Raw genomic sequence first — 25,266 nt, 5'->3', positions numbered from 1 at the left:
AATTTTTACTGATTGTTTTCTTTTTCCTTTTTCTCAATGGCAATTCTCTTGATAGCCTGTTCTACATTTCCATCTAATTGACTTGCCAGTTGCATGACTTCCAACTTTTCTGTTTCTTCAGTGGTATAGGCTAAATATTCCTCGAAACTAACTTCTGTAGCATATACTGCCGAATGTGTACCTCCTAACCCAATCCAAACTTCTTTGTAAAGTCGCTTGGGATCATTGTTCATATTGATGGACAGCACTTGCGCTTTTTCTTTTTCAGTCAGACCAAGCATGGCCTGGATATCATCAAATTTGTTCATGTACTTCCTTTGATCCAGTAGTATTTTACAATCCGAATTATTGATAATACTTTCCTTTACAATAGGTGATTGGATAATATCATCTACTTCTTGCGTTACAACAATGGCTTCTCCAAAAAACTTTCGAACCGTTTTAAAAAGGTATTTGATGTACTCTGCCATCCCTTCTTTTGCAATCGCTTTCCAAGCTTCTTCAATCAGGATTAGTTTTCGTACTCCCTTCAAGCGACGCATCTTATTGATAAAAACCTCCATAATGATGATAGTCACAATTGGAAAAAGGATTTTATGATCCTTGATCGCATCTATTTCGAATACAATAAATCGCTTAGAAAGTAAATCAAGTTGTTTTTCGGAATTCAATAGATAATCGTATTCACCTCCTTTGTAGTAGGGTTCTAATACATTTAAGAAGTTGGCAATATCAAAGTCTTTTTCTCGTACCTTTTTATCTTCTAAGACCTGTCTATAATCTCCTTGTGCAAATTCATAAAATCCATTGAAGGAAGGAAATTCTTCAGTGTGCTTGATTCGTTCAATGTAACAACTCACTGCATTTGAAAGTGCCACTTCTTCGGACCGTCTTGGTGGCTCATCATCCCTTTTCCATAAGGTCAATATCAAAGTCTTAACGCTTTCTCTTTTTTCAATATCGAATATGCCATCGTCGGTGTAAAAAGGATTAAAGGCAATCGGATTGTCTTCGGTATAGGTGAAATAAACACCATCTTCTCCTTTGGTTTTTCCTTTGATCAGTTCGCACAATCCTTGATACGAATTTCCTGTATCGACTAGCAACACATGAGCACCTTGTTCATAATATTGTCTGACCATGTGATTGGTAAAAAAGGACTTTCCTGAACCGGATGGACCAAGTATGAATTTATTTCTGTTCGTGATAATACCGCGCTTCATGGGCAAATCAGAAATATCCAAATGAATGGGTTTCCCCGTCAGTCGGTCGGCCATCTTGATTCCAAAAGGGGAAGGTGAACTTTTATAATTGGTTTCTTCAGTGAAGAAACAAAGCGCAGGTTCAATAAACGTATAAAAGCTTTCTTCACTCGGAAAATCTCCTGCATTGCCTGGCATTCCTGCCCAATAGAGCGTCGCCACATCTGTAGTGTTGTGCCTTGGTTTGCATTCCATCAATGCCAAAGCACTACCGGTGTCGTTCTTTAGTTGTTTTAATTCCACAGGATTATCTGACCATGCCATTACATTGAAGTGCGCTCGAATAGAAGCATGTCCAAAAGAGTGTGCTTCATTCAAATAGCGTTCGATCCATTCCTTATTGATTTGATTGGCTCGGCTATAACGAGCTAAGGAATGCATGTTTCTTGCTGATTTTTCGAACTTGCGTAGGTTGTCTTCGCTGTTATCTAAAAAAAGATATTGGTTGTAGATGTGATTGCAGCTTAACAATAATCCAACTGGCGCAGCAAAAGACAAAAGACAGTCACTTCTATCGGTAGATAGTTTTTCATAACGGGTTTCTGCTGCTACTGAACTAGGCAAATCATCGGTATCAGACAAGGTGTGCAGACAAAGCCTTTTGTTTCCTATGCGAACTTCTTCTCCGCCCAAAGCGATATCCTGCAGTGGAATTCCCTCCTCTCTCGAAAGACTAAGGTATTGTTCCAATAATCCTTGTTTGCTAGTTGTTCCAATAATATCTTCTTCGCTTAAGCGTTCCAGTTTTATAAAATCGGAATCGTTCACAATTCGCTCAAATTGCGCCACCGATTCCATAAAGCGAGAAAGGATTTCTTTATCTCTTAGTTCTTTTGGGATAAGCACCCCTTTGCAAAGCGAAGAAAAATTACTTTGCATTCGCATACGCTCTTTGGACGTTTTAGTTAAGAACAGATAACAATAATGGTTCAGAAACGGACGCTCATTAAAATGTTGTTGGTAGGACTTTGCCAAAAAACTCAAACCATCTTTGGCTATATCAGGAGCATAATTTTCCTTAATGTACCAATCTTGTTTGTGTACCATCGTATAATCAGGCAAGGTTTTTATAGCCTTGTGCCAAGTAGAATGAATAGCTTCGTATTCCGCAGAGGCTACTGTGAAAAGCTCTGGTAGCTGTACTCGAAAACAAGCGGTGATATCAGGTTCCTTGGAGATAATGCAATTATTTTCTACTGCCAGCAACGGAAACTTACTTTCCAGTGTAGTCGCCTTTGATTTATTTCTCATGGCTGATGCATTTTGGAATTCAACTGAAAATAGCGATATACAGGCATACGACAGATGATATATCGTGGATGACGCTTGTTCGCTCCCACTTTCATCAAACCATGTTCGCCGTACTTTCTGTTTAGTGAAAAAGTTTGCCATACTAATAGCGATCCACCACCGATTCCTATAAACAGACACAGATAAGAATTGACTCCAGTCATGTACAAGATCATTATCAGGATAAGTATCCCGAGCAAACCGCCTGCGAAGATGAATAGGTACTGCGCTTTCAGTCCTTTGAACTCCACCGTTCTTCCAATACCTTTATTAATATTATACGTATTCATACCGAAAATACTAAAGGAAGAACGAACGTAAAACAGTTGCCGCAACAATCAAAAAGATACAAGCTCCAAACCAACTCGCCGCTGTCTTGCTCGTATCTGGATCTCCGCTACTAAACTTGTTATACACCTTCACCCCACCAATGAGGCCCACCACTGCCCCAATAGCATAAATAAGTTTTGTAGCAGGATCAAAATAAGAGGTAACCATTTCGGTCGCCTCCGTAATTCCTGCTTTTCCATTTCCTTGTGCCATTGCACTAATTGTTGATAGTACAACCACTACCAACACTACTTTTTTAACTTGATTGTTCATGATTTGAAAAATTTAAATTGTTCTTTGTTCCTGTACTTTACAGAGTATGGAACAAATATCATTTGGAAACAGTTGCTTTTTAATATGTTGTCGTTAAGTGGAGTTGTTTGGCAGAAGAAGACTTCTCAATTTACTTTGTGATAGTAAAAATCACTAAATTTGAGTAATAAATACTGCTATATTGCAAATCGCAATATGCGATATAGTGAATTAAAAAAGTTTGCTTTTTCTATATTTTTTAGTTAGTATTGCATATCGCAATATGAAATATTAGAATGACACAAGCAAAAAGTAATCTCAAACCACAAGACATTGTAATTTTGTTGAAAATAATTGCACTAGGTGAACAACCTTGGTTTCATCATACTATTGCAGAAGAATTAGGCATGAGTCAATCTGAAGTGAGCCAGTCTTTAAATCGTTCTAAATATGCGGGATTAATTGATGATGCCCGAAAAAAAGTGAACAAAATTGCTTTTAATGAATTCTTAATTCATGGTGTAGGCTATGCTTTTCCGCAACAACCAGGAGCATTAGTTAGAGGAATACTAACAGCTCATTCTGCTGAACCTTTAAATAAAATAATTCAAGCCACTGATAAATATGTTTGGCCTTATGCAAAAGGTTTAGACCGAGGGCAGGCTATAGAACCTTTATACTCCTCCGTCGTAGAGGCTTCATTAAAAGACACCGATTTATACGAATTATTAACTTTAGTGGATGCTATTAGAGTGGGAAGAGTAAGAGAAAAAGAAATGGCAAAACGAGAATTAGAAAAAAGAATACTCCATGTATAATAAAATAATCAATCTAGCATTAGTAGCTCAAGTGGCAAAAGGCTTAAAGGAATTAAATGAAAAAATGGTATTCATTGGAGGAGCCGTGATTAGCTTATATACTGATGACCCCGCTGCTGAGGAAATTCGTCCCACTTCTGATATAGACATGACTATTAATTTAGCTAATTATTATGAATGGACACAAATGCAAGAACGATTAGCAGAACTTAATTTCTACCCAGATCCTCAAGGACAGTCCATTTGTTCATATCAGTTTGAAAATATCGCCATAGACATAATGCCTGCAGACGACAGTAGTATTGGAATATCTAATAAATGGTATAAGCCGGGATTCAAATACTTACAACAAGTAGAATTGTCAGAAGGAATTAAGATCAACGTATTACCATCTCCTTATTTTCTGGCTACTAAATTAGAGGCATTTAAAGATCGAGGACAAAATGACTTTTACGGAAGCCACGACTACGAAGATATCATCTATCTTATCGACAATAGAACAACAATAGTGGAAGAAATCCTAGAGAGTGAAGATGACTTGAAACAATACATCACGCAAGAACTTACAGCCATTAAAAAACATCCACAAGCTAACGAAATTTTAGCCATGCACATCCATCCGTTAATTAGAGAAGAACGGTTTCAAATTTTGTTGGAGAAAATAGAACAAATAATAAAATAAAAACAAAAGCTATTATTCACTTAATGCTTTAAAAATATAATAAATGAGTACAACAAGTATAATAAGATCCATAAGAAACATAATGAGAAAAGACGAAGGCGTTGATGGTGATGCACAGCGAATTTCTCAAATGGTATGGATGCTTTTTATGAAAATTTTTGCAGACAAAGAAGAAGAATGGAAAATATCAAGAAAAGAATATAAAAGTCCAATTCCAGAAAAATTAAAATGGCAAAACTGGGCTGCTGATGAAAATGGTTTAACTGGCGATGAACTAATTAGTTTCATTAATGAAGAATTATTTCCTGTACTGAAAACAATTGACCCAACAGACACAGACCAATCGGTAATTATAAAATCAGTATTTAATGATACTTATAATTATATGAAAAGCGGTAATCTTTTCCGCCAAGTTATAAATGAAATTAATAAAATTGATTTTTCTAAAAACAACAAGGATAGACATGTTTTTAATGATATTTATGAAACAATATTAAGAGAACTACAAAGTGCAGGTTCTTCGGGTGAATATTATACCCCTAGAGCTGTAACTCAATTCATGGTTGACATGATTAACCCTCAAATTGGTGAAAGTATTCTAGATCCAGCATGTGGTACAGGAGGTTTTTTAACTTGTTCTATGGTTAATTTATCAAAACAGAAAGATTTTGATGAAACATCAGTAATAGTTCAAAACTCAATAAGAGGTATTGAGAAAAAACCATTACCTCATTTACTTTGCACAACAAATTTAATACTTCATGGTATAGAGAAGCCAGCAATAACTAAAGGTAATTTATTATCAGCTAAATATGATAGTTGGAAAAATAAGGACCTAGTGAATATCGTCTTATCAAATCCTCCTTTTGGTGGTCAAGAAGAAGATGGAATTGAAAAGAATTTCCCAGAAGAATTTAGAACGAAAGAAACTGCAGATTTGTTTTTAGCATTGATTATAAAAATTTTAAAGAAAAATGGAAGAGCGGCTGTCGTTTTACCTGATGGATCATTATTTGGTGAAGGTGTAAAAACTAGAATAAAAGAAGACCTTTTAACAACATGTAATTTACATACAATTGTAAGACTACCAAGTGGCGTATTTAATCCTTACACTGGTATTAAAACAAATCTGCTTTTTTTTGAAAAAGGAAAAGCAACTAAAGAAACTTGGTATTATGAAATGCCATATCCAAATGGAATAAAGAATTATAGTGCCACAAGGCCAATAGATATTTCTCATTTTGAAGAGATAAAAGAATGGTGGTTTAATAGGATTGAAAATGAATATGCTTGGAAAGTTTCCTCAAAAGAAATAAAAAATAGAAATTTCAATTTGGATATTAAAAATGAAATCAGTTCTGAAAAAGAAATAGCAGAATCTACTGAGGAGTTAATTTCGATTTTAGAAACTTCATTTCAAAGGAGTTCAATAATACTTACCGAAATTAAAAAAGCTTTTCTATGAAAGACTGGAAAAAAGTAAAACTTGGTTCTCTTTTAACTGAATCTAAAATTGTTTCAGACAATCCTGATCCAGATAAACGTATTAGAGTTAAACTTAATGTATTGGGTGTTGAAAAAAGACCTAAAACTAAAGATAAAAAAGGGGCTACAAAATATCACATCAGAAAAGCGGGACAATTTATTTATGGTAAACAAAATTTACATAAAGGTGCTTTTGGTATTGTACCGGAAGAATTAGATGGATATGAATCTAGCTCAGATATTCCTGCTTTTGACGTAGATGATTCTTGTTATCCCGAATGGATTTTTTACTTCTTTAAAAAGGGTAACTCATACTTACAACTAGAAAATTTAGCTAAGGGTGTGGGATCCAAAAGAATTCAACCAAAGCAAATTTTTGAATTAGAGATATTTCTACCTACTAAAGAAGAGCAGGAAAGGATTTTAAATGAGATAAAAACTATAGAAGATAAAAATTATAAATTAATAAAGGAAGTTACATTCCGAGAAAAAAATTTAATTAAGTTACGACAGGCTATTCTAACTGATGCGGTTAAAGGCGAGTTAACTAAAGAATGGCGAAATAATAATCCAAATGTCGAATCTGCACAAGATTTATTTAAAAAAATAAAGATAGAAAAGGAAAAACTGATAAGAGAAAAAAAAATTAAAAAAGAAGAATCCTTCCCAGCCATTAATAAAAACGATATGCCCTTCGAAATTCCAAGTAGTTGGAAGTGGTACAGAATTGGAGAAAGTAGTATAAATAAAGATGGTGACAGGATTCCTCTTTCCAAAACAGAAAGACTAAAAAGAAAAGGGATTTATGATTATTACGGAGCACAAGGAGTAATTGATTACATCGATGATTATATTTTCGACAAGTCATTATTATTAGTTGCGGAAGATGGTGGAAATTTGCTTAGAAGAAATAAACCTGTAGCATATATGGCTCACGGTAAGTATTGGGTTAATAATCATGCGCATGTAATTGATACTATAAGTGAAATTTCAAAATTGTATTTAGAAATATACATTAACTCAATTGATTTAAAACCATATTTAAGTGGCGAGCCGCCTATGCAGATAAAATTAAATAGAGGTAAATTAAATTCTATTCCGCTTCCTCTACCTCCCTTGGCAGAACAAAAAGAAATCGTGGAAAAGGTCAATTATTTGCAAGCAAATTGCAGTAAACTCGAAGAGGAAATTTTAATAAGTAAAAATGAATCGGAAAAACTACTGCAGTCTGTTTTATATCAATTTTTGGGGGATGAAAATAACATATTAGTTAAAAGGAATTCCTTTGAAAATGAGAGGGTACTGCCGTTAAGAGAAATAAAATATAATAATAAAACCATCAATATGAAATTAGTAGAACTACTTAAAGCAAATGGTAGACTTCATGCTGAAGATCTATGGAAGATGTCTGAGCATTATAATAAAACCAACGAGAGTGAGAGTATTGATAGATTTTACGCGGAGCTAAAAAAACAAATCGAAGAAGAAAAAACTATTAAAGAAAGTAGTGATAAGGGCTATTTAGAACTGCGATGAGAATAGATAAAATTTATATAGAAAAGTTTAAAAATCTTAAAGATTTTTCAATCAATTTGGATGAAACCAAGATGAATACAGTTTTATTAGGACAAAATGCTGCCGGAAAATCAAATCTGTTGGAGGCACTTGTTATAATATTTAGAGATCTTGATTTAGAAGACGAAACTTCATTTAATTATGTATTAGAATATCAGTGTAAGGATAATTATCTTAAAGTTGAGGGTGGTCCCAAAACCACGGGAAAATATAAATTCTTTTTAGGAACTAAAAAAAGCGGGATTAAAGAGTATTCTTCTAAAATTATTCCGAAGGTTGAAATTAAAAAAAATAAAGATGAATATTTACCGAAGTATGTTTTTAGTTATTATTCAGGTGTTAGTAATAGATTATTGGAACATTTTGATAAACATCAAACTCGATTTTACAAAGCTTTATTAGAGGGAATTGATGCTCCTCCAAGACCATTATTTTATGCTAGACAAATACACAGCTACTTTGTCCTAATGGCATTTTATGCCTTCTCTGATAAAAAAGTTAGCGAGTTCTTAAAAGAGTTTTTAGGCATAATAGGTTTAGAATCTGTTCTTTTCGTGCTGAAAGAGCCTGTATGGGCTAAAAATAAAAAGGATGCAAAACCATTAAATTTTTGGACTTCAAAGGGCGTTGTACGTAATTTCTTAGATGATCTCTGGAGTGCCTCTATGGCACCAATAGTTCATGAAGAGACTGTTAGGGAAGACTTTAGAAGAAGTCATAGTCAGGAGCAACTGTATTTATACATTTCAAACCAAAATAAATTAATTGAAATTGCAACAAAGTATGGAACGAATACTGAATTTTTTAAAAGTTTGGAAAGTACATACATCTCTGATTTAATTCAAGAAGTAAGAGTTAAAGTGAAAAAAGTAAATGTTAATGGAGATATTACCTTTAAGGAATTGTCGGAAGGAGAACAACAATTATTAACTGTTTTAGGTTTATTGCGTTTTACAAAAGAGGACGAATCACTTATTCTTTTAGATGAACCAGATACCCACCTGAATCCTTTATGGAAATGGAAATACATGAATTTGCTTGAAGAATATTCAGGTAAGGATGACACAAGTCAGATACTAATGACTACACATGACCCATTAGTAATTGGAGGATTGACTAAGGAAGAGATTAGAATATTTTATTCTAAAAAAGCATTCGACAAACATGGAAAAGAATTTCAAAAAATTGAGACTTTTGAACCTGATTTTAACCCAAAAGGATTGGGTGTTGCGGGAATTTTGACAAGTGAATTTTTTAATCTGCCAAGTACACTTGATGAAGACACCTTAAAAGAACTTGAAGAAAGAAATGATTTGATTGTAAAACAAGAAAATGATACTTTGTCAGTTGATGAGAAACTAAGGCTAACTGAACTTTTTTATAAATTATCGAATCTTGGTATTAATACTACAGATAGAGATCCATTGTATCAAAAATTTATAATTGCCTTAGCAGATCATGAAAAAAGTATTATTGATCAAAATGTTATTGTAAATAAAGCTGAAAAAAGCAGAATAGCATTTGACATCTTAGAGAAAATAATTAAAGAATCTGAAAAATGATTTATATTGATTTAGAAAACAATCCGCCTCCTCAAGATTGGATTGACAGAGCAGATATAGTTACGCAAGAGTTAGTTGATGAAGCAGATTCAGTATTGAGAAATCAAATTATAGATGCAAATCAACCACTTTGGAATGAATTAAAAAATCATTTATCTTCACTTTATAATGATAAATGTTGGTACACTGAATCAATCAATTCAGGTGCTCATTGTCATGTAGATCATTTTAGACCAAAAAAAGAAGTGATTGATGAAAATGGAGTAAAAACTGAAGGATATTGGTGGTTAGCTTTTGATTGGATGAATTATAGGTTTTCCGGCCCAGCTGCCAATGTTAGAAAGAGGTCTTACTTTCATGTGAATGCAAATAGAGCTTTAAATTATGCGGACAATTTGAATCTTGAGGATATTCTGTTTTTAGACCCAATAAAATTTAGAGACCCTGAAGAATTAGCTTTTGATAATGAAGGGATTGTTCGTCCTAAAGAAACTAACAAGATTATTAGAAATTATAAAAGAGCAAGATATTCTATTATCAGATTAAATCTAAATTCTCCTAGCCTAATAGATAAAAGGAAGGATAAATATAGAAATGCAGTTATATTATTAATGAGGATTAATAAAAAATTAGATTTGCAATCTATCATTTTTGACCAATCTAGAGAGAATGAGATAGAAACAGACATGAGACAACTTTGGTCAATGTGTTCTAAAAACTCTGAATTTTCAGCAGCGGTTAAATATTGCTTGAAGAGTTCTGGGTTTGATTGGGCAAAAGTAATTGTTGAAAAAGCAGCTTAATGATAATTGGAACTAGTAAATCAAAACTGAACTAATAGATGCTAAATTTTTTTGGATTATAACACATATAATACCCAATAATGGTTGGTATTTTAACTGTTCTGTTGGTTTATATTTTAACATAAGTAGAAACCAAAATAATTAAGATCACACAAACTCCCCAATATCAAACTCCTCCAAATCATTTTTGTGCAAAAAAGAAGAACCAGAATCCGTCTTTGAAGAAAGTGTACCGTCTAATAGCTTGGCTATTTTTTGAGAAGCATCTTCGATAGAATTTTCCAATAGGTCGAATAATTCGGTTCCTTGTATTTTCTGAAGTAGGACTGTTGCTGTTTCCTTTTGAGAGGGTCTCATTTTCTCTTTTTTTAACAACGTTTTTACAGTGCTTAACTCTTCGAAGGTAACCCCTTGGGCAAAACCATTATCGCCATCGGATATTCCATAACTATTCCATTCTTCTTCCTCATTCTCAAAATCAGGTACATTCCCAAAAACTTCCTCTAGCTCTTCTTGTGGAATTTGTAATTCGACTTTATCTTCGTCGATTTCTATATCAAAATTATCATTACAATTATCCTCATTTTGCTCTTGACCGTCATTGGACTTATTTGGCACAGAAAGGCTTCTTTGAGGCTTAGGCTGCCCCATAATATCAGAGAGACTTGAATTGATTTTCTCTTGATTTGGTTGATGCTTATGATATTTTTTAATGACAATTTTATCCTTTGCCAAAAGAAAAATGACGATGAGCAGACAAATTACAATTACAGTTTCCATGCTATTTAGTATTATAAATTGTTTAAAAAATCGGCTTGTTTCGCTCATTAAAAAATTCTTGAATTTCGGTTCCAAAATCATTAAAATGCTGTTCTAAAATGTTATCGATATAAGAATACAATGTTGTTTTCTCTTCCCTTGTCAATTGAACAATTCGAAGGAGCCGTTCGTGGTATTCAGGCCTTATGTACACAACCTTACCACTACGACCAGACGGGTATCTGTTAGTGAGAAATACTTCTTCATAATTCCGTTTCTTTAGAGCGCTTACACGAGTTTTCTCATTCCGCTTATTTTCGGTAGCTTCGATACTTTGGCTTATTTTTTTATCATTGTTGATCGCTTCATCCCCGCTCATAATATTCATGAGGTAATCCTCATCTACAACTGGTTTTTGAAACCCCTTATGCTTTTTATCAGATTCCATACAAGAAAGGATTTAAGTGTTTATGATTTTGAGAAATTCATTTACAAAAAGATCAAGCTTAGTTATCTTCATCAAACTAAGCTCAGCAGGAAGCAGGCTAGATCTAAAGATATAATTACTAGTATCATCCGTTTCCTTACGGAAACGCTTACTATCCATTATTCTTGACTCCATTATAGAAAGACCTAATTCTTCTATTACACTTTGATAGGCCTTATACAAATTAGTCTTTTCCCTCCTGTCCACTTGATTCCAAAACAACCAAAACTTTAAGTTCTTGTTTCCTCCATCTGTTTCTGGAAGTTGTAGAAATGCTTTGGCAAAGCCTAAAGTGCTTTCTACTACCAAACGGTCGGCAGTAATAGGAGAAAAGATGAAGTCCATTGCTTTTAATGTGGTCAAAACGCCCTTAGTATTGGCAGTTCCTGGAAGATCAAACAAAATAATATTCCAATCACTATTCGACTGATCTATATATTCTGATGCTTTTTCTAGCGCATTCTCGGCCTTACAACGAATGACAGGAAATGCTTTTTTATCTATCGACTGAAATTGTTTCATAGCCGCTCTCTTATGATACTCATTTTGCATCACCGTTTTAAGATCTCTGTCTCTCATATTGCCGAGACTATGCTGCGGAAAATCACAGTCCAAAACCAACACATTATATCCCAATCGATAATGAAGCACGCTAGCTAACAAAGTTGTCATTGTAGATTTCCCTACTCCACCCTTTTGGGTAGAGAAACTAATTTTTAAAGTTTTTTTTATTGTTTCCATTACTTATAATTTTAAAATTATCTATTTACTAAATTGCTTTGCTGTACGGCTGCATGCCTCCTTGTATTTCTTTACAAGTTTTTGCCCTATTTATTTGCTTTAAGTATGTACTTATCTACAATTGTAGATTCATACAATTTCCAACAGCTATGTCTTGTTTATCGGTAATAGGTACGCTCATTTATTTTACTGCTTTTATGCTTTTATAGTTGCATAGTTGTAAAACTGTATCGTTTTATACTTTACTATTTTACTAAATACTTGCTTACTCCTAAACCTTGGTATTTGTGTTTGAAATTGGATATAGAATTGTTTTTAAATATCCTTTTACAACTTTGAAACAAAGAAAGCTGGTAACTCCAAAACATCTCAGGACTATGAATTCATTGGCGTTCAAAGGCAATGTTTGGCAATACTTACTACTACACCATTCTAAAATTCAATGATTTACTTTGTTATAGAAGTAAATAAATGAGAATATGAAAGGTCCAAATCTATATTTGAATAAGAACTGGAACGGCTTAAAGCCGTTTTTCCCTGCTCTATTAAATCTGTTCCGCCGACAGGCGGACGGATTATCTGTTCACCAGAACAGAGCAAGTTGTGTTTTGAGGCACTCGAAATGAATTCCGTGCCTCAAAACAACTTGCCCTTGCAGGGGCTTAAAACTCCCTCCGAAGTCGGGGTTTTCTAAAAATTAAAATTAGAATGATGATGGAGAATCAACAAAACAAAAAGCAACACAAAGGCGGTAGGAATCCTAAAAAGGATCCTAGCATCCACCGTTATGTTTTTCGATTAACAGACCAGGAAAATGCTAAATTCCTTTCTCTTTTTGAAGCTTCGGGAGCGGATAATAAAGCACTATTTATCACTTCTCTCTTATTTGAAAAGCAGATAAAAACGGTAAAAATAGATCTAGCAGCAATGGATTATTACATGCGCTTAACCACTTTGTACGGTCAGTTTCGTGCTGTCGGTGTTAATTACAATCAAATTGTCAAGATATTGTACCGTAATTTTTCTGAAAAGAAAGCAGCAGCCTATCTTTTTAAATTGGAAAAACAAACAATCGAGTTGGCTCAGTTATGCTGTTCCATAACGCAATTAACAGAAGAATTCGAATTAAAACATTTGAAAAAAGAAGAAAAATGATAGCAAAAATTGGACGTGGAGCAAATATAATTGGTGCACTTTCTTATAATCAACTAAAAGTTGATCAAGAAAATGGATCAATATTAATGACTCATAGAATAAGAGAAACAGTCAATGGAGAGTTTACTGTTAACCAATTATATAGTTCCTTCGAACCTTATTTAATCGCAAACAAGCGAACAGAAAAACCTGTTTTGCATATTTCTCTTAACCCAAACCCAAAAGATAGTGTAAGTGATGAAGACTTTAAAAAAATCGCACAAGACTATATGGAACTTATGGGCTATGGAGAACAGCCTTATGTCGTTTTCAAGCATACCGATATTGAACGAACTCACATTCATATCGTATCGACCTGTGTTGATCGTTACGGAAAAAAGTTGTCTGATTCCTATGAAAAATTACGTTCCATGAATGCCTGCCGTGCACTGGAACAAAAATATCAATTACTTCCTGCAACTGAAAAGAATCAAAATCCGAAGGAAGTAATTTTTAAACCTGTTCATTACAAAGAAGCCCACGTAAAAAGTCAAATAGCATCTGTAATTCGACATCTGCCAAAGTATTACCTGTATCAAAGTTTAGGAGCTTATAATGCACTACTTTCTCTTTTTAATATTACCGCTGAGCAAATAACAGGTGAATTACACGGTCAGTCTAAGCAAGGACTTGTTTATTTTGCACTGAATGAAAAAGGAGAAAAAGCGACAAATCAGTTTAAATCCTCTCTTTTTGGAAAACAGGCTGGCATGGAGAGTTTGCAAAAGCATTTTGAACAATCGAAAGTAAAAATGAAAACGGAACCATCTAAAGAGATTCTAAAAAATTCAATAGAGGTTGCCATGCATATCACGAATAATGAAACCGATTTTAAGAAGCAACTAGTCGATCAGGGAATTAATACCATTGTTCGAAGAAATGATCAAGGTCGTATATACGGAATGACTTTTATTGACCATGAATCGCGCACTGTTTGGAATGGATCCCAACTAAGCAAAAATTTATCTGCCAACGTTTTTAATGATTTATGGAAAAATGAAGGGACTCAGAAAGTTCAAAATGAGAGACAGAATAACAAATCAGTTTCAATCACAGCTAGTAAAAATGAATCCTCACCAGAAATAGAAAAACCACATGCTCTTTTTGATTTCCTTAATGGAAATCATTCAACCCATTCTACAACTGACTTTGGTCTTATAGAAAGCCTTGGAAGTTTTTTACCAATTTCTCAAGGCGAAGATTACGAAGAACAAGTATTTGCGAATCAAATAAAGAAAAGGACAAAACGTAACAATCAACGAGGCAAGAAATAGTTTAGCGAGACAACCAACGCCAACTGATGCCAACAGAAACCAATTGACATAGATTCTTTTACGTTCGATCTACTTTCGCTCGTTACATTTTTAACTTTTCAATTATGCAAGGAGAAGACGATTTAAGAGGACTCGCCAAAATAATGGCTTTCATGCGTGCTGTAAGTATCCTTTTAGTACTCATGCACTTTTACTGGTTTTGTTATAGTTTTTTCTTAGAAAAGGGTTGGACGCTACAAATCATTAACAAGATCCTAGGTAATTTTCAACGGACTGCAAGTCTATTTTCTCACACCATCTACACCAAAATTTTTGCTTTGGTATTGTTAGCTTTAAGTTGTTTAGGAACGAAAGGAGTTAAAAACGAAAAAATTAGTTGGTCTAAGATATCCATTGCCTTAGTCATTGGATTTATACTTTTCTTTCTCAACACACCATTACTGAAGTTGTCTGCTGGTACAGCGATTTCTTTATATATTCTTACTACTTCAGCGGGCTATATTTCGTTAATGATGGCTGGAGTTTGGATCAGTCGTTTATTGCGTACCAATCTTATGAGCGATGTTTTTAATAATGAAAATGAAAGTTTCATGCAAGAAACCAAATTAATGCAAAATGAATATTCCGTTAATCTGCCAACCAAATTTTATTACAAAGGCAAATGGAATGAAGGATGGATTAATGTGGTAAATCCATTTCGAGCCTCCATAGTATTAGGAACACCAGGATCTGGAAAAAGTTATGCCATCATAAACAACTACATCAAGCAGCATATCGAAAAAGGATTTTCGATGTACATCTATGATTTTAAATTCGATGATCTTTCTACCATTGCGTATAATCATTTATTAATACATTCGGACAAGTATGCCGTTAAACCAAAATTCTATATTATCAACTTCGATGATCCTAGCAGAAGCCATCGTTGCAATCCCATCAATCCAGATTTTATGACAGACATCTCAGATGCTTATGAATCTGCCTATACCATTATGCTAAACCTTAACCGCAGTTGGATACAAAAGCAAGGCGATTTCTTTGTGGAATCTCCCATTATATTACTAGCCGCTATAATCTGGTTTCTAAAAATTTATGACAATGGAAAGTATTGTACATTTCCACATGCCATTGAATTGCTCAACAAGAAATATGTTGATGTTTTTACCATCCTTACTTCCTACCCTGATCTCGAAAATTATTTATCACCGTTTATGGATGCTTGGCAAGGTGGCGCACAAGATCAGTTGCAAGGACAAATCGCTTCCGCAAAAATTCCGTTGTCTCGAATGATTTCGCCTCAACTCTATTGGGTAATGACGGGAGATGACTTTTCGTTGGACATCAATAATCCGGATGAACCTAAAATTCTTTGCGTGGGAAACAATCCCGATCGACAAAATATTTATTCTGCTGCCTTGGGTTTGTACAATTCCAGGATCATAAAACTAATCAATAAGAAAGGAAAATTAAAAAGTTCGGTGATAATTGATGAGTTGCCAACGATCTACTTTAGAGGGCTAGATAATTTAATTGCCACAGCTAGAAGTAATAAAGTAGCGGTATGTTTGGGATTTCAAGATTATTCGCAATTGACTCGTGATTATGGTGATAAGGAAAGTAAGGTTATCCAAAATACGGTGGGCAACATCTTTAGTGGTCAGGTTGTAGGAGAGACGGCCAAAAGCTTATCCGAACGGTTTGGTAAAGTGTTACAGAAACGCCAAAGTTTAACCATCAACCGAAATGACAAATCAACCTCTATTTCTACACAATTAGACAGCTTGATACCGGCATCAAAAATCTCCACGCTTACGCAAGGAGTGTTTGTGGGAGCTATTTCAGATAATTTTGACGAACGTATCGAACAGAAAATTTTCCATTCTGAAATTGTGATAGACAATGAAAAAGTAGCGGCAGAAACCAAAGCATATAAAAAGATTCCCGTTATTTTACCTTTCGTTGATGAAAACGGACAAGATAATATGAAAGTCGAAATTGAAGCTAATTACAAACAGATTAAGCGTGATATTGTTCTTATTACAGAAAGTGAATTGGAACGCATTAAAAACGATCCTGATTTGCAACATTTGGTGCAAGAAGTATGAAATCAATAACTCGAAATAGAATAAACCATTATTAAATGTTTGTTATTATGTACATATTTGCTGTTTTTGTTCATATTAACGAACATTTACAAAAATGAGCGTAAGAAAGCAGATCTTATTCCCCAAGCACCAACTCCGTTTAAAGCAAATGGGTGAGAATATGAAATTGGCTCGAAAAAGAAGAAAGCTCTCTGCAGTACAAATTGCTGAAAGAGCCGATAGTGCTAGAACCACTTTATACCAAATAGAAAAAGGAAATTCTAGTGTGAATAGGTGCCTATTTTAATGTTCTGAAAGTGCTATGTTTGCAAGAAGATTTTTAAAAAATAGCTGCTGACGACAAACTAAGAAGAAAACTTCAAGACCTTGAACTATTAAATTAACCCCTTGCTAAAAACAAATTAAACTGATCACTTATTCAAAAAACATAACATGTCACAAAGTAAAACCTACATCTACGTTTGCGCCCATTGGCAAGAAATGCAGGACCCTAAATGAATCGGTGTCTTATCTGCAATGAAGAACGCAGGGAATCAGATTGAAAATATGCAGGAACGCAAAATAATACAAGGTTGTAGGAATTGGTACCCCAGCTACTAGAGCAGCCATTATTAAAACACTTTTTTAGAAGGAATATCTCACACGAGATAAGAAATTTTATCCCTAACAGAAAATAAGCGGATACGAAGTTCTCATGCTCACGAGCGCCGACCGTTGGCTGTAATAGCAGACACTACCAAAAAAACGAACCACACTACCCAATATTTCTACCCCGATTCGGTTACAATCAACCTTGATTTGGAAACATTTATTTTTTAAAGAAGGGCGAGTTTTGCATTGTAAAACTTAAAAAAAAAACAATGCAAAAAGTAAAATTCAAAAACAGAAATTGGGACACAGTAGCCAATCTTCATTTGCCGGACAATTTTGACGAATCACAAAATTATCCCGCTATTGTTTGTGTTCATCCTGGGAGTAGTGTGAAAGAACAAACCGCTGGTTTATATGCCCAAAAGCTTGCTGAAAAAGGGTTTATTGCTTTGGCTTATGATGCTTCATTTCAAGGAGAAAATGGTGGTGAGCCAAGATATTTGGAAGACCCAACTACTCGCGTAGAAGATATACGCTATGCTGTAGATTATCTTACCACACTAAACTTTATAAATGAAAAGCGTATAGGTTTATTAGGTATTTGCGCAGGTGGAGGCTATGCTGCCAATGCTGCAATGACAGAAAAACGAATAAAAGCAATTGGAACAGTTGTAGGCACTAATATTGGTAGAGCATTTAGAGAAATAAATTTTTTAGAAACATTAGAGGCTGTTTCTTCGCAACGAACAGCAGAGGCTAACGGAGCAGAGCCGATGATTACAAATTGGACGCCAAATTCTGCCGAAGAAGCAAAACAGGCAGGCATAAATGATATGGATATGTTAGAGGCTATTGATTATTACAGAACACCAAGAGGCGAATACCCTACTGCAAACAATAAATTACTTTTTACAAGTATGGCGAACTTAATAAAGTTTGACGCTTTTCATCTTGCCAATGTATTGTTGACACAACCATTATTAGTTATCGTTGGCGACAAGGTCGGTGCTTTCGGTTCTTACAGAGATGGGTTTGATTTATATAACAAAGCTGTTTCCAAAGAGAAAAAAATTCATATTGTAAGTGGTGCAAGTCATTATGATTTATACGACAAACCCGAAGCAACAGCAGAAGCTTTGGATAATTTAATCCCATTCTTTCACGAAAATCTTTCACAGAAATAATGAACAACCTATTTCTAAAAATAATTGGGGTCGTATTGCTTGTTTCAGGTTGCGTTCTAACACACAAGCCAAACTTAATTAGCAAAATCTCTTTGCCCGAAAACCCATATCAGATGATTGAAAAACGGGTTAAATGGGGATTTCTAATTGGCTTGGGAATTCTGTTCATTTTTTACAATCATTGGAGTGATTGGAAACAAACAGTGTGTGCACTATTGTTTTTTCTAACTTTGGGAATTGTTATAGCCCGTTTATTCGGGTTTGTTTTAGACGGCTTTTTCTTGAAACAATTACTTTGGCTAACCATAGAAATTGTTGTTTTAATCATTTTTGGAATTTTATACAGATATGCAGACAATTAACTCTTTATCCGAATTTCATAGGTTACTATCCATTCCACCGCATTTGCATCCATTGGTAAGTGTGGTTTTGGTTTCAGAAATACACGCAATAAATTCTGATGTGTGGCAACATTTTTCTACTGATTTTTATACGATTTCTCTGAAGAATAATATTCAATCGAAAGTAAAATATGGGCAACAATATTATGATTTTGATAAGGGAACAATGACGTTTATAGCACCTAAACAAGTTCAAACTGTTGAAGTAGATACAACTAATGCTTATGAATCCATTGGAATAGGATATGTATTAATTTTTCATCCTGATTTTTTGAAAAAACACCCATTGCAAAGTACAATCAAAAATTATGGCTATTTTTCATATTCACTAAATGAAGCGTTGCACCTTTCGCAACAGGAAGAGCAAAATATTGTTGAGATTTTTCAAAAAATAGAGAAAGAATACCAGCATATTGACAAGCACACACAAGACATAATTCTGTCGCAAATTGATTTGCTATTGAACTATTGTAATCGTTTTTACGAACGCCAATTCATTACCCGAAAAGCTGTAAACAATGATTTGCTTTCAAAAATGGAAGCACTTTTGAACGATTATTTTAGTAACACAGAAACTTTAAATAGCGGATTACCAACAGTGGAATATTTAGCTAATCAACTCAATTATTCCGCAAATTATTTAAGCGATATGTTGCGTTTGCTAACAGGACAAAGTGCCCAACAACATATTCACGAAAAACTCATTGAAAAAGCAAAAGAAAAACTTTTAACGACAAATTTATCCGTAAGTGAAATTGCCTATGAATTAGGTTTTGAACAACCACAATCGTTCAACCGACTTTTCAAAAAGAAAACCGAAATGTCGCCTTTGAAGTATAGACAATCATTTAACTGACAACGTCAATTCAATTATACAAGCAGGCACACGACGAAACAAAGCGTATAGCGAACAACAGAAAGCCACATAGCGCCAACAATCTATAAAAATAATAGCGGTTTGGGTGCTTAATCGAAATCGCTTTTTTATATTTAAAGTCTGTCTTAATAAAAGTGAATACTACCTATTAATCCGCTACTATTCTTATACGCGAGCGTTGGCAGCAAGGCTGAAACTAAACATTGCACTAACTTCAATAGCCAGACAAATCGAAAAATCAAAACTATATATCACTAAAACGATTTGACTACAACAAATACCAATTGGGCTACTTTTCATCTGTCGACAGTTAAGAACTCTGCAACTGAATCAAATTAGAAGAATTATGCAAAATTTTAAAGAAAAAGTAGTTGCTGTTACTGGCGCAAGTGCGGGTATTGGCAAAGTCATAGCAATAAAATTGGCTAAAAATGGTGTAAAAGTTGTTTTAGGTGCAAGAAATACCGAACAATTGAAAAATGTTGTTGAAGAAATTAAAAATAACGGAGGCGAAGCTGTATTTGTAAAAATCGATGAAAATAATAAAGCTGACTTAGTTCAGCTGGTAAACGTATCATTAACTCGACAGCATAACAACAGCATCCCTACAGCTAGCACCATATATAATTTACTGCTACTTCTAGCCTACTAACGAAAATAATCGCAGATTTTCTAATCATTTATTTTGCTAAATTAGCTGCTCGACCACGCAATTAACCAAAGAAAACAAGGTTGAATGAAAAAAATTGAATAATAGACAGACAAATGAACATACAAGACATCCAGTTATTTTACAATCAGCACGTAAGCCATCAGGAAAAAAGTACTACTAAATACATTTGACACTTTGATATACTGCATTGGGAAAATCTTAAGGGAGATCTTTCTAAATGTGAAAGATTACAACGAAAACCCTTTTATAAAATAGGACTATTAAAAGGAGACGCGGTTTATCACTGTGACAATATAAATATTCCAATTTCAGGTTATTCTATTGTATTTACAGATCCTTTAACACGTTCATCATTTACTACGCTCGATGAAAAATTTATGGGAATATATTGTATTTCCACGGATCTGTTTCTGAGAGGAACTACAAAAATAAACCTACGCAATTGGCCTGTTTTTCAGGAAAAAAAAGTCTTCGTCCAATCATTATCGGAAAAAAAATTTCACTTACTTCTTAACCTATTTAAGGAGATTGAACAAGAAAAAGACTCCGATTATCCGTTTAAAGAGGAAGTAATACGGGCAAGAATTTTCGACATTATTCATCATGTACAAAAATTACTTTCATCAAAAAGTATTACCATTGATAAAAAGGAGGATACGTTAGATAATCTTTTTTTAAACATTTAGAAACCGTATTTTTCTCCATTAATATAGAAAGTCCTCTCACTGGTAAGACACCAGCTTATTTTGCAGAGAAACTAAACTGTAGTATAGATCATCTCAATAAATCGATGAAAAAAAATACTGGTAAGACTACTCAGAAGTTAATTCACGAACGTATAATCGAAGAAGCAAATATTTTGTTGAGGCACTCCAATTACTCTATAAAAGAGATTGCCTGGAGTCTTCATTTTAAAGAGACTCCACATTTTATCAATTTTTATAAAAAGCATACTAACTGCACGCCTATCGAATATAGAAATACGTATTTTTTGCATTGATTAGTTGTTTTTTTGCACCTACTCTTTTATTAATTCAGACTAATTTTGTTTCATAAACAATAAAATATTTTTTTTATGAATCAATCTTTTTTAGTGATAGGTACCGGAGAAGTCGGTGTCTCTATGCTGCAGGCTTTATACAATTATCAAGGTACGCATCAATCAATTATTAAAATTGCAGCTCTAGTGCAGCCATCAACTTCAAGAATTCAAGATTACAAAGGAAATGTTATATTGGAGCAAACCATTCTAGAGCAAATGGACTTAGTAAATAATAGTATTACAGAACTAGCAAATGTATTTTCTAAATATGATACTATCATCTGCTGCAGTGGTTTCTCTATAGGCAGCGGTATGCAAATAAAAATCACAAAAGCGGTATTAGAAGCAGGAGTGTCACGCTATGTGCCCTAGCAGTTTGGAGCAGACTACGATAAAATAGGTCGCGGTAGTGCTCAGCCTGTATTTGATGAGCAACTAGATGTTCGCGATCTATTGCGTTCACAATCAAAAACCAAATGGGTTATTGTATCCACAGGTATGATCACAAGCTTTTTGTTTAGAGAAGATTTTGGTGTGGTAAATTTGAAAAACAAAACTGTTCATGCATTAGCATCTTGGCAACACACCCTAACTTTGACGAGTTGTGAAGACATAGGTAAACTTACTATTGAGGTTTTATTTTATAAACCTACTATATTAAATCAGGTAGTTTACGTATCAGGTGAAACTGCTACATTCGAGCAAATAGCAGTACACCTGGAGGCATTACATAATTCAACATTTAAACGCATACTATGGGATGAGAAACATTTAAACGAATCATTAAAAAGCGATCCAGAAAATAGCTTCCATAAATATCGATTAGTTTTTACCAACCCTGGTGTTAGTTGGCCAATGAAACAGACTTTTAATCATAGAGAAAATATACCTACTGTTGGTATTCTTGAATGGGCAAAAATAAATCTTGATATTCTTTAACAGATTTTTTCATAAGACAACAGTCCTATCATTTTTGGATTGTTGTTTTTTTCTGATCTTATACTAGTGATTACAACAACTATTTTGATTAAATTTTGGATAGTAAAAATAATGCTTGCGGGTTTTATTAAATGCTTCAATTATAGAATATAAAATAAAAGTAAAATCTAAAGCAAAATAGTACAATAAAAACTTGAATTCGCCCAATTTATAATGAATATTGACACTACTAAATTGTGATTGTTATCCACATCTGCTTGAATTCTACCACTCACTTCTACCACCTCCTTCTACCAAAATTGCTCGTGCATCTTTATCGGTAGTGCTAATAAGGGATTCTTCGCTTTCTTTTTTGCGCAAACTACGGATTCCGTTGAGATAGACCTACAAATAGAGTTTGAGAAAAATTTTGGTATCAAAACTTTGTCGACCTTCAGTCTTTCAGGTTTGTACTTCAAATCCCAATGGTATTAGATTTATATTCTCTACAAAAGCATCTATAACTCGGATGGGATTATCTTTAGAAACACTTTACTATAAAGACGTTTTGGTTATTTGGCTACGCGAAATTTAAGTGATATGTTGTATGTTTAAAAATACAAAATATCCTTTTTTTCTGCAAAAAGCTTTTTATATTTAAAGGAACTTAAACCGAGGTTTTTTCACAGACTGACGTTAGGCACAAGATGCTAAAGAAAAAATCGAAAACAGAATTGAAAAATAGTTTATAACTTTCTACGCTTTTTCTTGGAATAAATTTTATTCAATTTATCTTCCCAATCCAAAGACCAGTCGAATAGTAATGATAGTGGTTCAGATAAACTTCTGCCAAATTCCGTGAGTGTATATTCAACTCTTGGAGGTACTTCAGGAAAAACTTTACGTTCGACCATTCCATATTTCAAAAGTGTTTTCAATGTTTGAGCCAACATTTTTGGTGTAATGCCTTGAACTTGTCTTTGAATTTCACTATTTCTTTTTGTTCCTTGTAAAAGGGACATAATAATCAGTAAAGTCCATTTATCTGCTATCAAAGAAAAGGACCTGTGCAGAATACAATCTTCATCAAAAACCTTCTTTTTTGTTAAAGATTCTTCAAACGGAATTTTTATTTTACTTTTTTTTAACGCTTCCATTAGTATTGTTTAGTGAATTACTACCCAAAAGTAAGTATTGTACTGTTTAGTGCCTTCTTGTGAGACGCAAAGGTATTACATAATTTTGTCAATTAATAATTTAAAAAAAGAGAACTTTATGAAATGTACACTTTTTAGATTGGGTAGGATATTCTTAATAATCCTTTCAGTAACGTTTATAAACGAAGCTCAATCGCAAGAAAAAATGGTAAATCAAAAACGAATTGACGCAAGCAAACACAAAACAATTGTGGATGATTTATTGAATGGTTTCAATACTGGAGCAACAGCAACCATCAAACTATTTCACGAAGATGCAATTATTGAATATCCTTACGCTTATTCATTGGGAACTGCATCAAAATTGAACAAAAAAGAGTATGAAACCTATTTGGAAAATGCGTTGAGTAATATGCCTAATATGGAATTTACCAATGTGAAAGTTTACACAGTTAACAAAAATATTTTTTGGGCGGAGTTTCATGGAGAATTTACCGTACCAACCACTAAAAAAAGATTTACAAATGATTATGTAGTTAGAATCATATTAAAGAAAGGTGAAATTTTAAACCTGAAAGAATATTGGAATCCATTAGCTGCATCAGCATTTAGCGAAGAAAAAGACGTAAAAGATATATTTAAAAAAGATAAGTAATATGAAAATAGCAATAGCAGGAGCAACAGGAAACGTAGGGAAAGTTGTTGTCAAAGAATTAGCAAAAACAGACCACGAACTTGTATTATTGGTAAAAGACATTAATGCAGCAGCAAAAGTATTAGAAGCATTGAATACAGATAAAACAATAATTCAACAAACAAACATTCTACATACGGATGAAGTGGTATCGGCAACAAAAGATTGCGATGTACTGTTTTGGATGGTGCCACCAATAGTAAGTTTACCAAGTTTAAAAGAGGTTTACGACAAAGTAATTACAGCAGGTACAACAGCAGTAGCCAAAAACAACATTAATAGAGTTGTCATCATATCCTCTTTGGGTGCTCATAGAGGAAGTGGTTTGGGAACAATATCCTATGTTGGAATTATGGAAGATGAATTTAAGAAAGTTAGCGACAATGTAATGGTAATTCGTCCAGGTTATTTTATGGAAAATTTTATAATTCAAAAAGAATCTATTTTGAATAAAGGCTTTTTTACATTTCCTTTTGACGATGACCATAAAATACCATTTGTAAGTTCAGACGATATAGGATTTGAAGCTGCAAAACATCTTGCAAACGGCAATTGGAAAGGTCATTTAATAAAAAGGGTTATGGGACCAGAGAATCTAACTTGTAAACACATAGAAAACATTTTTACAGAAACTTTGGGCAGACCAGTTGTATATAAGCAGGAAAGCTACGATGCTGTGAAAAAGACCTATGCACAATTTGGACTTAATGAAACAATTCAAGGAGAATTTTATGATTTATTAAAAGCACTTGGAGACAAAAATGGAGCATATTCCATAGAGAGAGCAGCAGAAGACTCTACACCGACAACGCTGGAAAGTGTAATTAAAAACAAAATCTTGATGACAGAATAAATCCTGTGCCTAAATGTATACAAGCCATAGCGGAATTAGTGCTTCCTCTATGGCTTTTTTGTATATTAAGGTCTGTCGTAGACGTAAAAATTAGTGCGTAAAAATCCGCTACTGCTCATATACTAGACCGTTAGCTGTAATGAAACAACCAAACTATTTCCTAAGATCAAGGAAAAATTTTTGAACACAACAAACAGAGATTTGCACACATAAATCGCCTTCTATTTGAACAATTTTGCATCGTAATCACTAATAAA

At 33.8% G+C, this 25,266-nt stretch carries 26 protein-coding genes; 19 read left to right on the top strand and 7 right to left on the bottom strand.

Translation table 11 applies throughout. From position 1 onward, the window contains the following. Nucleotides 1–5 precede the first annotated feature (5 nt). From LXH21_RS15010 to LXH21_RS15000, 3 genes are read right to left on the bottom strand one after another with little or no spacing between them, the layout of a single operon-like run. The gene (locus tag LXH21_RS15010; RefSeq protein WP_239867734.1) at nt 6–2,513 is read right to left on the bottom strand and encodes a TraG family conjugative transposon ATPase; all 2,508 of its coding nucleotides are present in this window, start codon (nt 2,511–2,513) and stop codon (nt 6–8) included. Next, nucleotides 2,510–2,842, bottom strand: a complete 333-nt coding sequence (locus LXH21_RS15005) for a DUF4133 domain-containing protein (protein WP_239867929.1) — start codon at nt 2,840–2,842, stop codon at nt 2,510–2,512. Before LXH21_RS15005 ends, LXH21_RS15010 begins: the two co-directional genes overlap by 4 nt. Nucleotides 2,843–2,852: 10 nt before the next feature. Then, on the bottom strand, nt 2,853–3,155 hold the full coding sequence (locus LXH21_RS15000; protein WP_239867731.1) for a DUF4134 domain-containing protein: 303 nt from the start codon (nt 3,153–3,155) through the stop codon (nt 2,853–2,855). Between the two features lie 275 nt (nt 3,156–3,430). Between LXH21_RS15000 and LXH21_RS14995 the strand changes: the two genes are divergently transcribed. The 6 genes from LXH21_RS14995 to LXH21_RS14970 are packed head-to-tail and all read left to right on the top strand — an operon-like array spanning nt 3,431 to nt 10,059. Continuing rightward, nucleotides 3,431–3,952 carry a hypothetical protein gene (locus LXH21_RS14995; RefSeq protein WP_239867729.1) on the top strand — a complete coding sequence of 174 codons (522 nt, stop codon included), beginning with the start codon at nt 3,431–3,433 and terminating at the stop codon, nt 3,950–3,952. Beyond that, on the top strand, nt 3,945–4,634 hold the full coding sequence (locus LXH21_RS14990; RefSeq protein ID WP_239867726.1) for a nucleotidyl transferase AbiEii/AbiGii toxin family protein: 690 nt from the start codon (nt 3,945–3,947) through the stop codon (nt 4,632–4,634). The genes LXH21_RS14995 and LXH21_RS14990 overlap by 8 nt, the downstream gene beginning before the upstream one ends. A 43-nt stretch (nt 4,635–4,677) precedes the next feature. Further along, nucleotides 4,678–6,099, top strand: a complete 1,422-nt coding sequence (locus tag LXH21_RS14985) for a class I SAM-dependent DNA methyltransferase (RefSeq protein WP_262916220.1) — start codon at nt 4,678–4,680, stop codon at nt 6,097–6,099. Beyond that, entirely contained in the window at nt 6,096–7,655 is a 1,560-nt protein-coding gene (locus LXH21_RS14980) for a restriction endonuclease subunit S (protein WP_239867719.1), read from the top strand. The genes LXH21_RS14985 and LXH21_RS14980 overlap by 4 nt, the downstream gene beginning before the upstream one ends. Further along, on the top strand, nt 7,652–9,256 hold the full coding sequence (locus tag LXH21_RS14975; RefSeq protein WP_239867716.1) for an AAA family ATPase: 1,605 nt from the start codon (nt 7,652–7,654) through the stop codon (nt 9,254–9,256). The genes LXH21_RS14980 and LXH21_RS14975 overlap by 4 nt, the downstream gene beginning before the upstream one ends. After that, nucleotides 9,253–10,059 (top strand): HNH endonuclease family protein, encoded by an 807-nt coding sequence (locus LXH21_RS14970; protein ID WP_239867713.1) that lies wholly within the window; start codon nt 9,253–9,255, stop codon nt 10,057–10,059. The genes LXH21_RS14975 and LXH21_RS14970 overlap by 4 nt, the downstream gene beginning before the upstream one ends. 147 nt (nt 10,060–10,206) lie before the next feature. On the opposite strand, the gene LXH21_RS14965 is transcribed toward LXH21_RS14970, so the two are convergent. Genes LXH21_RS14965 through LXH21_RS14955 form a run of 3 tightly spaced genes read right to left on the bottom strand, consistent with a single transcriptional unit; the run spans nt 10,207 to nt 12,046 of the window. Beyond that, nucleotides 10,207–10,839, bottom strand: coding sequence for a conjugal transfer protein TraD (locus LXH21_RS14965; protein WP_239867710.1), 633 nt, complete (start codon nt 10,837–10,839; stop codon nt 10,207–10,209). A gap of 22 nt (nt 10,840–10,861) precedes the next feature. Beyond that, nucleotides 10,862–11,266, bottom strand: coding sequence for a DUF3408 domain-containing protein (locus LXH21_RS14960; protein ID WP_239867707.1), 405 nt, complete (start codon nt 11,264–11,266; stop codon nt 10,862–10,864). 12 nt (nt 11,267–11,278) lie between these two features. Beyond that, the gene (locus tag LXH21_RS14955; protein WP_239867704.1) at nt 11,279–12,046 is read right to left on the bottom strand and encodes a ParA family protein; all 768 of its coding nucleotides are present in this window, start codon (nt 12,044–12,046) and stop codon (nt 11,279–11,281) included. Between the two features lie 714 nt (nt 12,047–12,760). Between LXH21_RS14955 and mobA the strand changes: the two genes are divergently transcribed. From mobA to LXH21_RS14905, 11 genes are all read left to right on the top strand, one after another. Continuing rightward, the gene (mobA, locus tag LXH21_RS14950) at nt 12,761–13,201 is read left to right on the top strand and encodes a conjugal transfer protein MobA (RefSeq protein ID WP_239867926.1); all 441 of its coding nucleotides are present in this window, start codon (nt 12,761–12,763) and stop codon (nt 13,199–13,201) included. Beyond that, nucleotides 13,198–14,514 (top strand): conjugal transfer protein MobB, encoded by a 1,317-nt coding sequence (mobB, locus tag LXH21_RS14945; protein ID WP_239867700.1) that lies wholly within the window; start codon nt 13,198–13,200, stop codon nt 14,512–14,514. Before mobA ends, mobB begins: the two co-directional genes overlap by 4 nt. Nucleotides 14,515–14,618: 104 nt before the next feature. Next, nucleotides 14,619–16,619 carry a conjugal transfer protein MobC gene (gene mobC, locus LXH21_RS14940; protein WP_239867697.1) on the top strand — a complete coding sequence of 667 codons (2,001 nt, stop codon included), beginning with the start codon at nt 14,619–14,621 and terminating at the stop codon, nt 16,617–16,619. Nucleotides 16,620–16,713: 94 nt separating this feature from the next. After that, nucleotides 16,714–16,905, top strand: coding sequence for a helix-turn-helix domain-containing protein (locus LXH21_RS14935; RefSeq protein WP_239867694.1), 192 nt, complete (start codon nt 16,714–16,716; stop codon nt 16,903–16,905). Nucleotides 16,906–17,479: 574 nt separating this feature from the next. Then, nucleotides 17,480–18,394: an alpha/beta hydrolase gene (locus LXH21_RS14930; RefSeq protein ID WP_239867691.1), complete on the top strand. Its 915-nt coding sequence runs from the start codon at nt 17,480–17,482 to the stop codon at nt 18,392–18,394. Beyond that, entirely contained in the window at nt 18,394–18,756 is a 363-nt protein-coding gene (locus LXH21_RS14925; protein ID WP_239867688.1) for a DUF4345 family protein, read from the top strand. Before LXH21_RS14930 ends, LXH21_RS14925 begins: the two co-directional genes overlap by 1 nt. Next, entirely contained in the window at nt 18,743–19,651 is a 909-nt protein-coding gene (locus LXH21_RS14920) for a helix-turn-helix domain-containing protein (RefSeq protein ID WP_239867685.1), read from the top strand. The genes LXH21_RS14925 and LXH21_RS14920 overlap by 14 nt, the downstream gene beginning before the upstream one ends. 367 nt (nt 19,652–20,018) lie before the next feature. Then, nucleotides 20,019–20,324: an SDR family NAD(P)-dependent oxidoreductase gene (locus tag LXH21_RS14915; RefSeq protein WP_239867682.1), complete on the top strand. Its 306-nt coding sequence runs from the start codon at nt 20,019–20,021 to the stop codon at nt 20,322–20,324. 724 nt (nt 20,325–21,048) lie between these two features. Then, nucleotides 21,049–21,345, top strand: coding sequence for a helix-turn-helix domain-containing protein (locus LXH21_RS17320; RefSeq protein ID WP_394799582.1), 297 nt, complete (start codon nt 21,049–21,051; stop codon nt 21,343–21,345). 75 nt (nt 21,346–21,420) lie between these two features. Continuing rightward, nucleotides 21,421–21,759, top strand: coding sequence for a Rossmann-fold NAD(P)-binding domain-containing protein (locus tag LXH21_RS14910; protein WP_239867679.1), 339 nt, complete (start codon nt 21,421–21,423; stop codon nt 21,757–21,759). A gap of 81 nt (nt 21,760–21,840) precedes the next feature. Further along, nucleotides 21,841–22,326 (top strand): Rossmann-fold NAD(P)-binding domain-containing protein, encoded by a 486-nt coding sequence (locus tag LXH21_RS14905; RefSeq protein WP_239867677.1) that lies wholly within the window; start codon nt 21,841–21,843, stop codon nt 22,324–22,326. Nucleotides 22,327–23,051: 725 nt separating this feature from the next. Here LXH21_RS14905 and LXH21_RS14900 read toward each other — a convergent pair. Next, a complete protein-coding gene (locus LXH21_RS14900; RefSeq protein ID WP_239867674.1) occupies nt 23,052–23,462 on the bottom strand; it encodes a winged helix-turn-helix transcriptional regulator in 411 nt (136 codons plus the stop codon). Nucleotides 23,463–23,580: 118 nt separating this feature from the next. Here LXH21_RS14900 and LXH21_RS14895 point away from each other — a divergent pair, with 118 nt between their 5' ends. Both LXH21_RS14895 and LXH21_RS14890 read left to right on the top strand, forming a co-directional pair. Continuing rightward, nucleotides 23,581–24,117: a nuclear transport factor 2 family protein gene (locus LXH21_RS14895; protein WP_239867671.1), complete on the top strand. Its 537-nt coding sequence runs from the start codon at nt 23,581–23,583 to the stop codon at nt 24,115–24,117. A gap of 1 nt (nt 24,118) precedes the next feature. Beyond that, nucleotides 24,119–25,009 (top strand): NmrA family NAD(P)-binding protein, encoded by an 891-nt coding sequence (locus LXH21_RS14890; RefSeq protein ID WP_239867668.1) that lies wholly within the window; start codon nt 24,119–24,121, stop codon nt 25,007–25,009. The last annotated feature ends 257 nt before the right edge of the window (nt 25,010–25,266 follow it).

Origin of the sequence: Flavobacterium algicola, assembly GCF_022399565.1 — a bacterium.
GTDB classification, from domain to species: Bacteria; Bacteroidota; Bacteroidia; order Flavobacteriales; family Flavobacteriaceae; genus Flavobacterium; species Flavobacterium algicola.
This window is presented reverse-complemented; position numbering and strand designations above follow the sequence as displayed.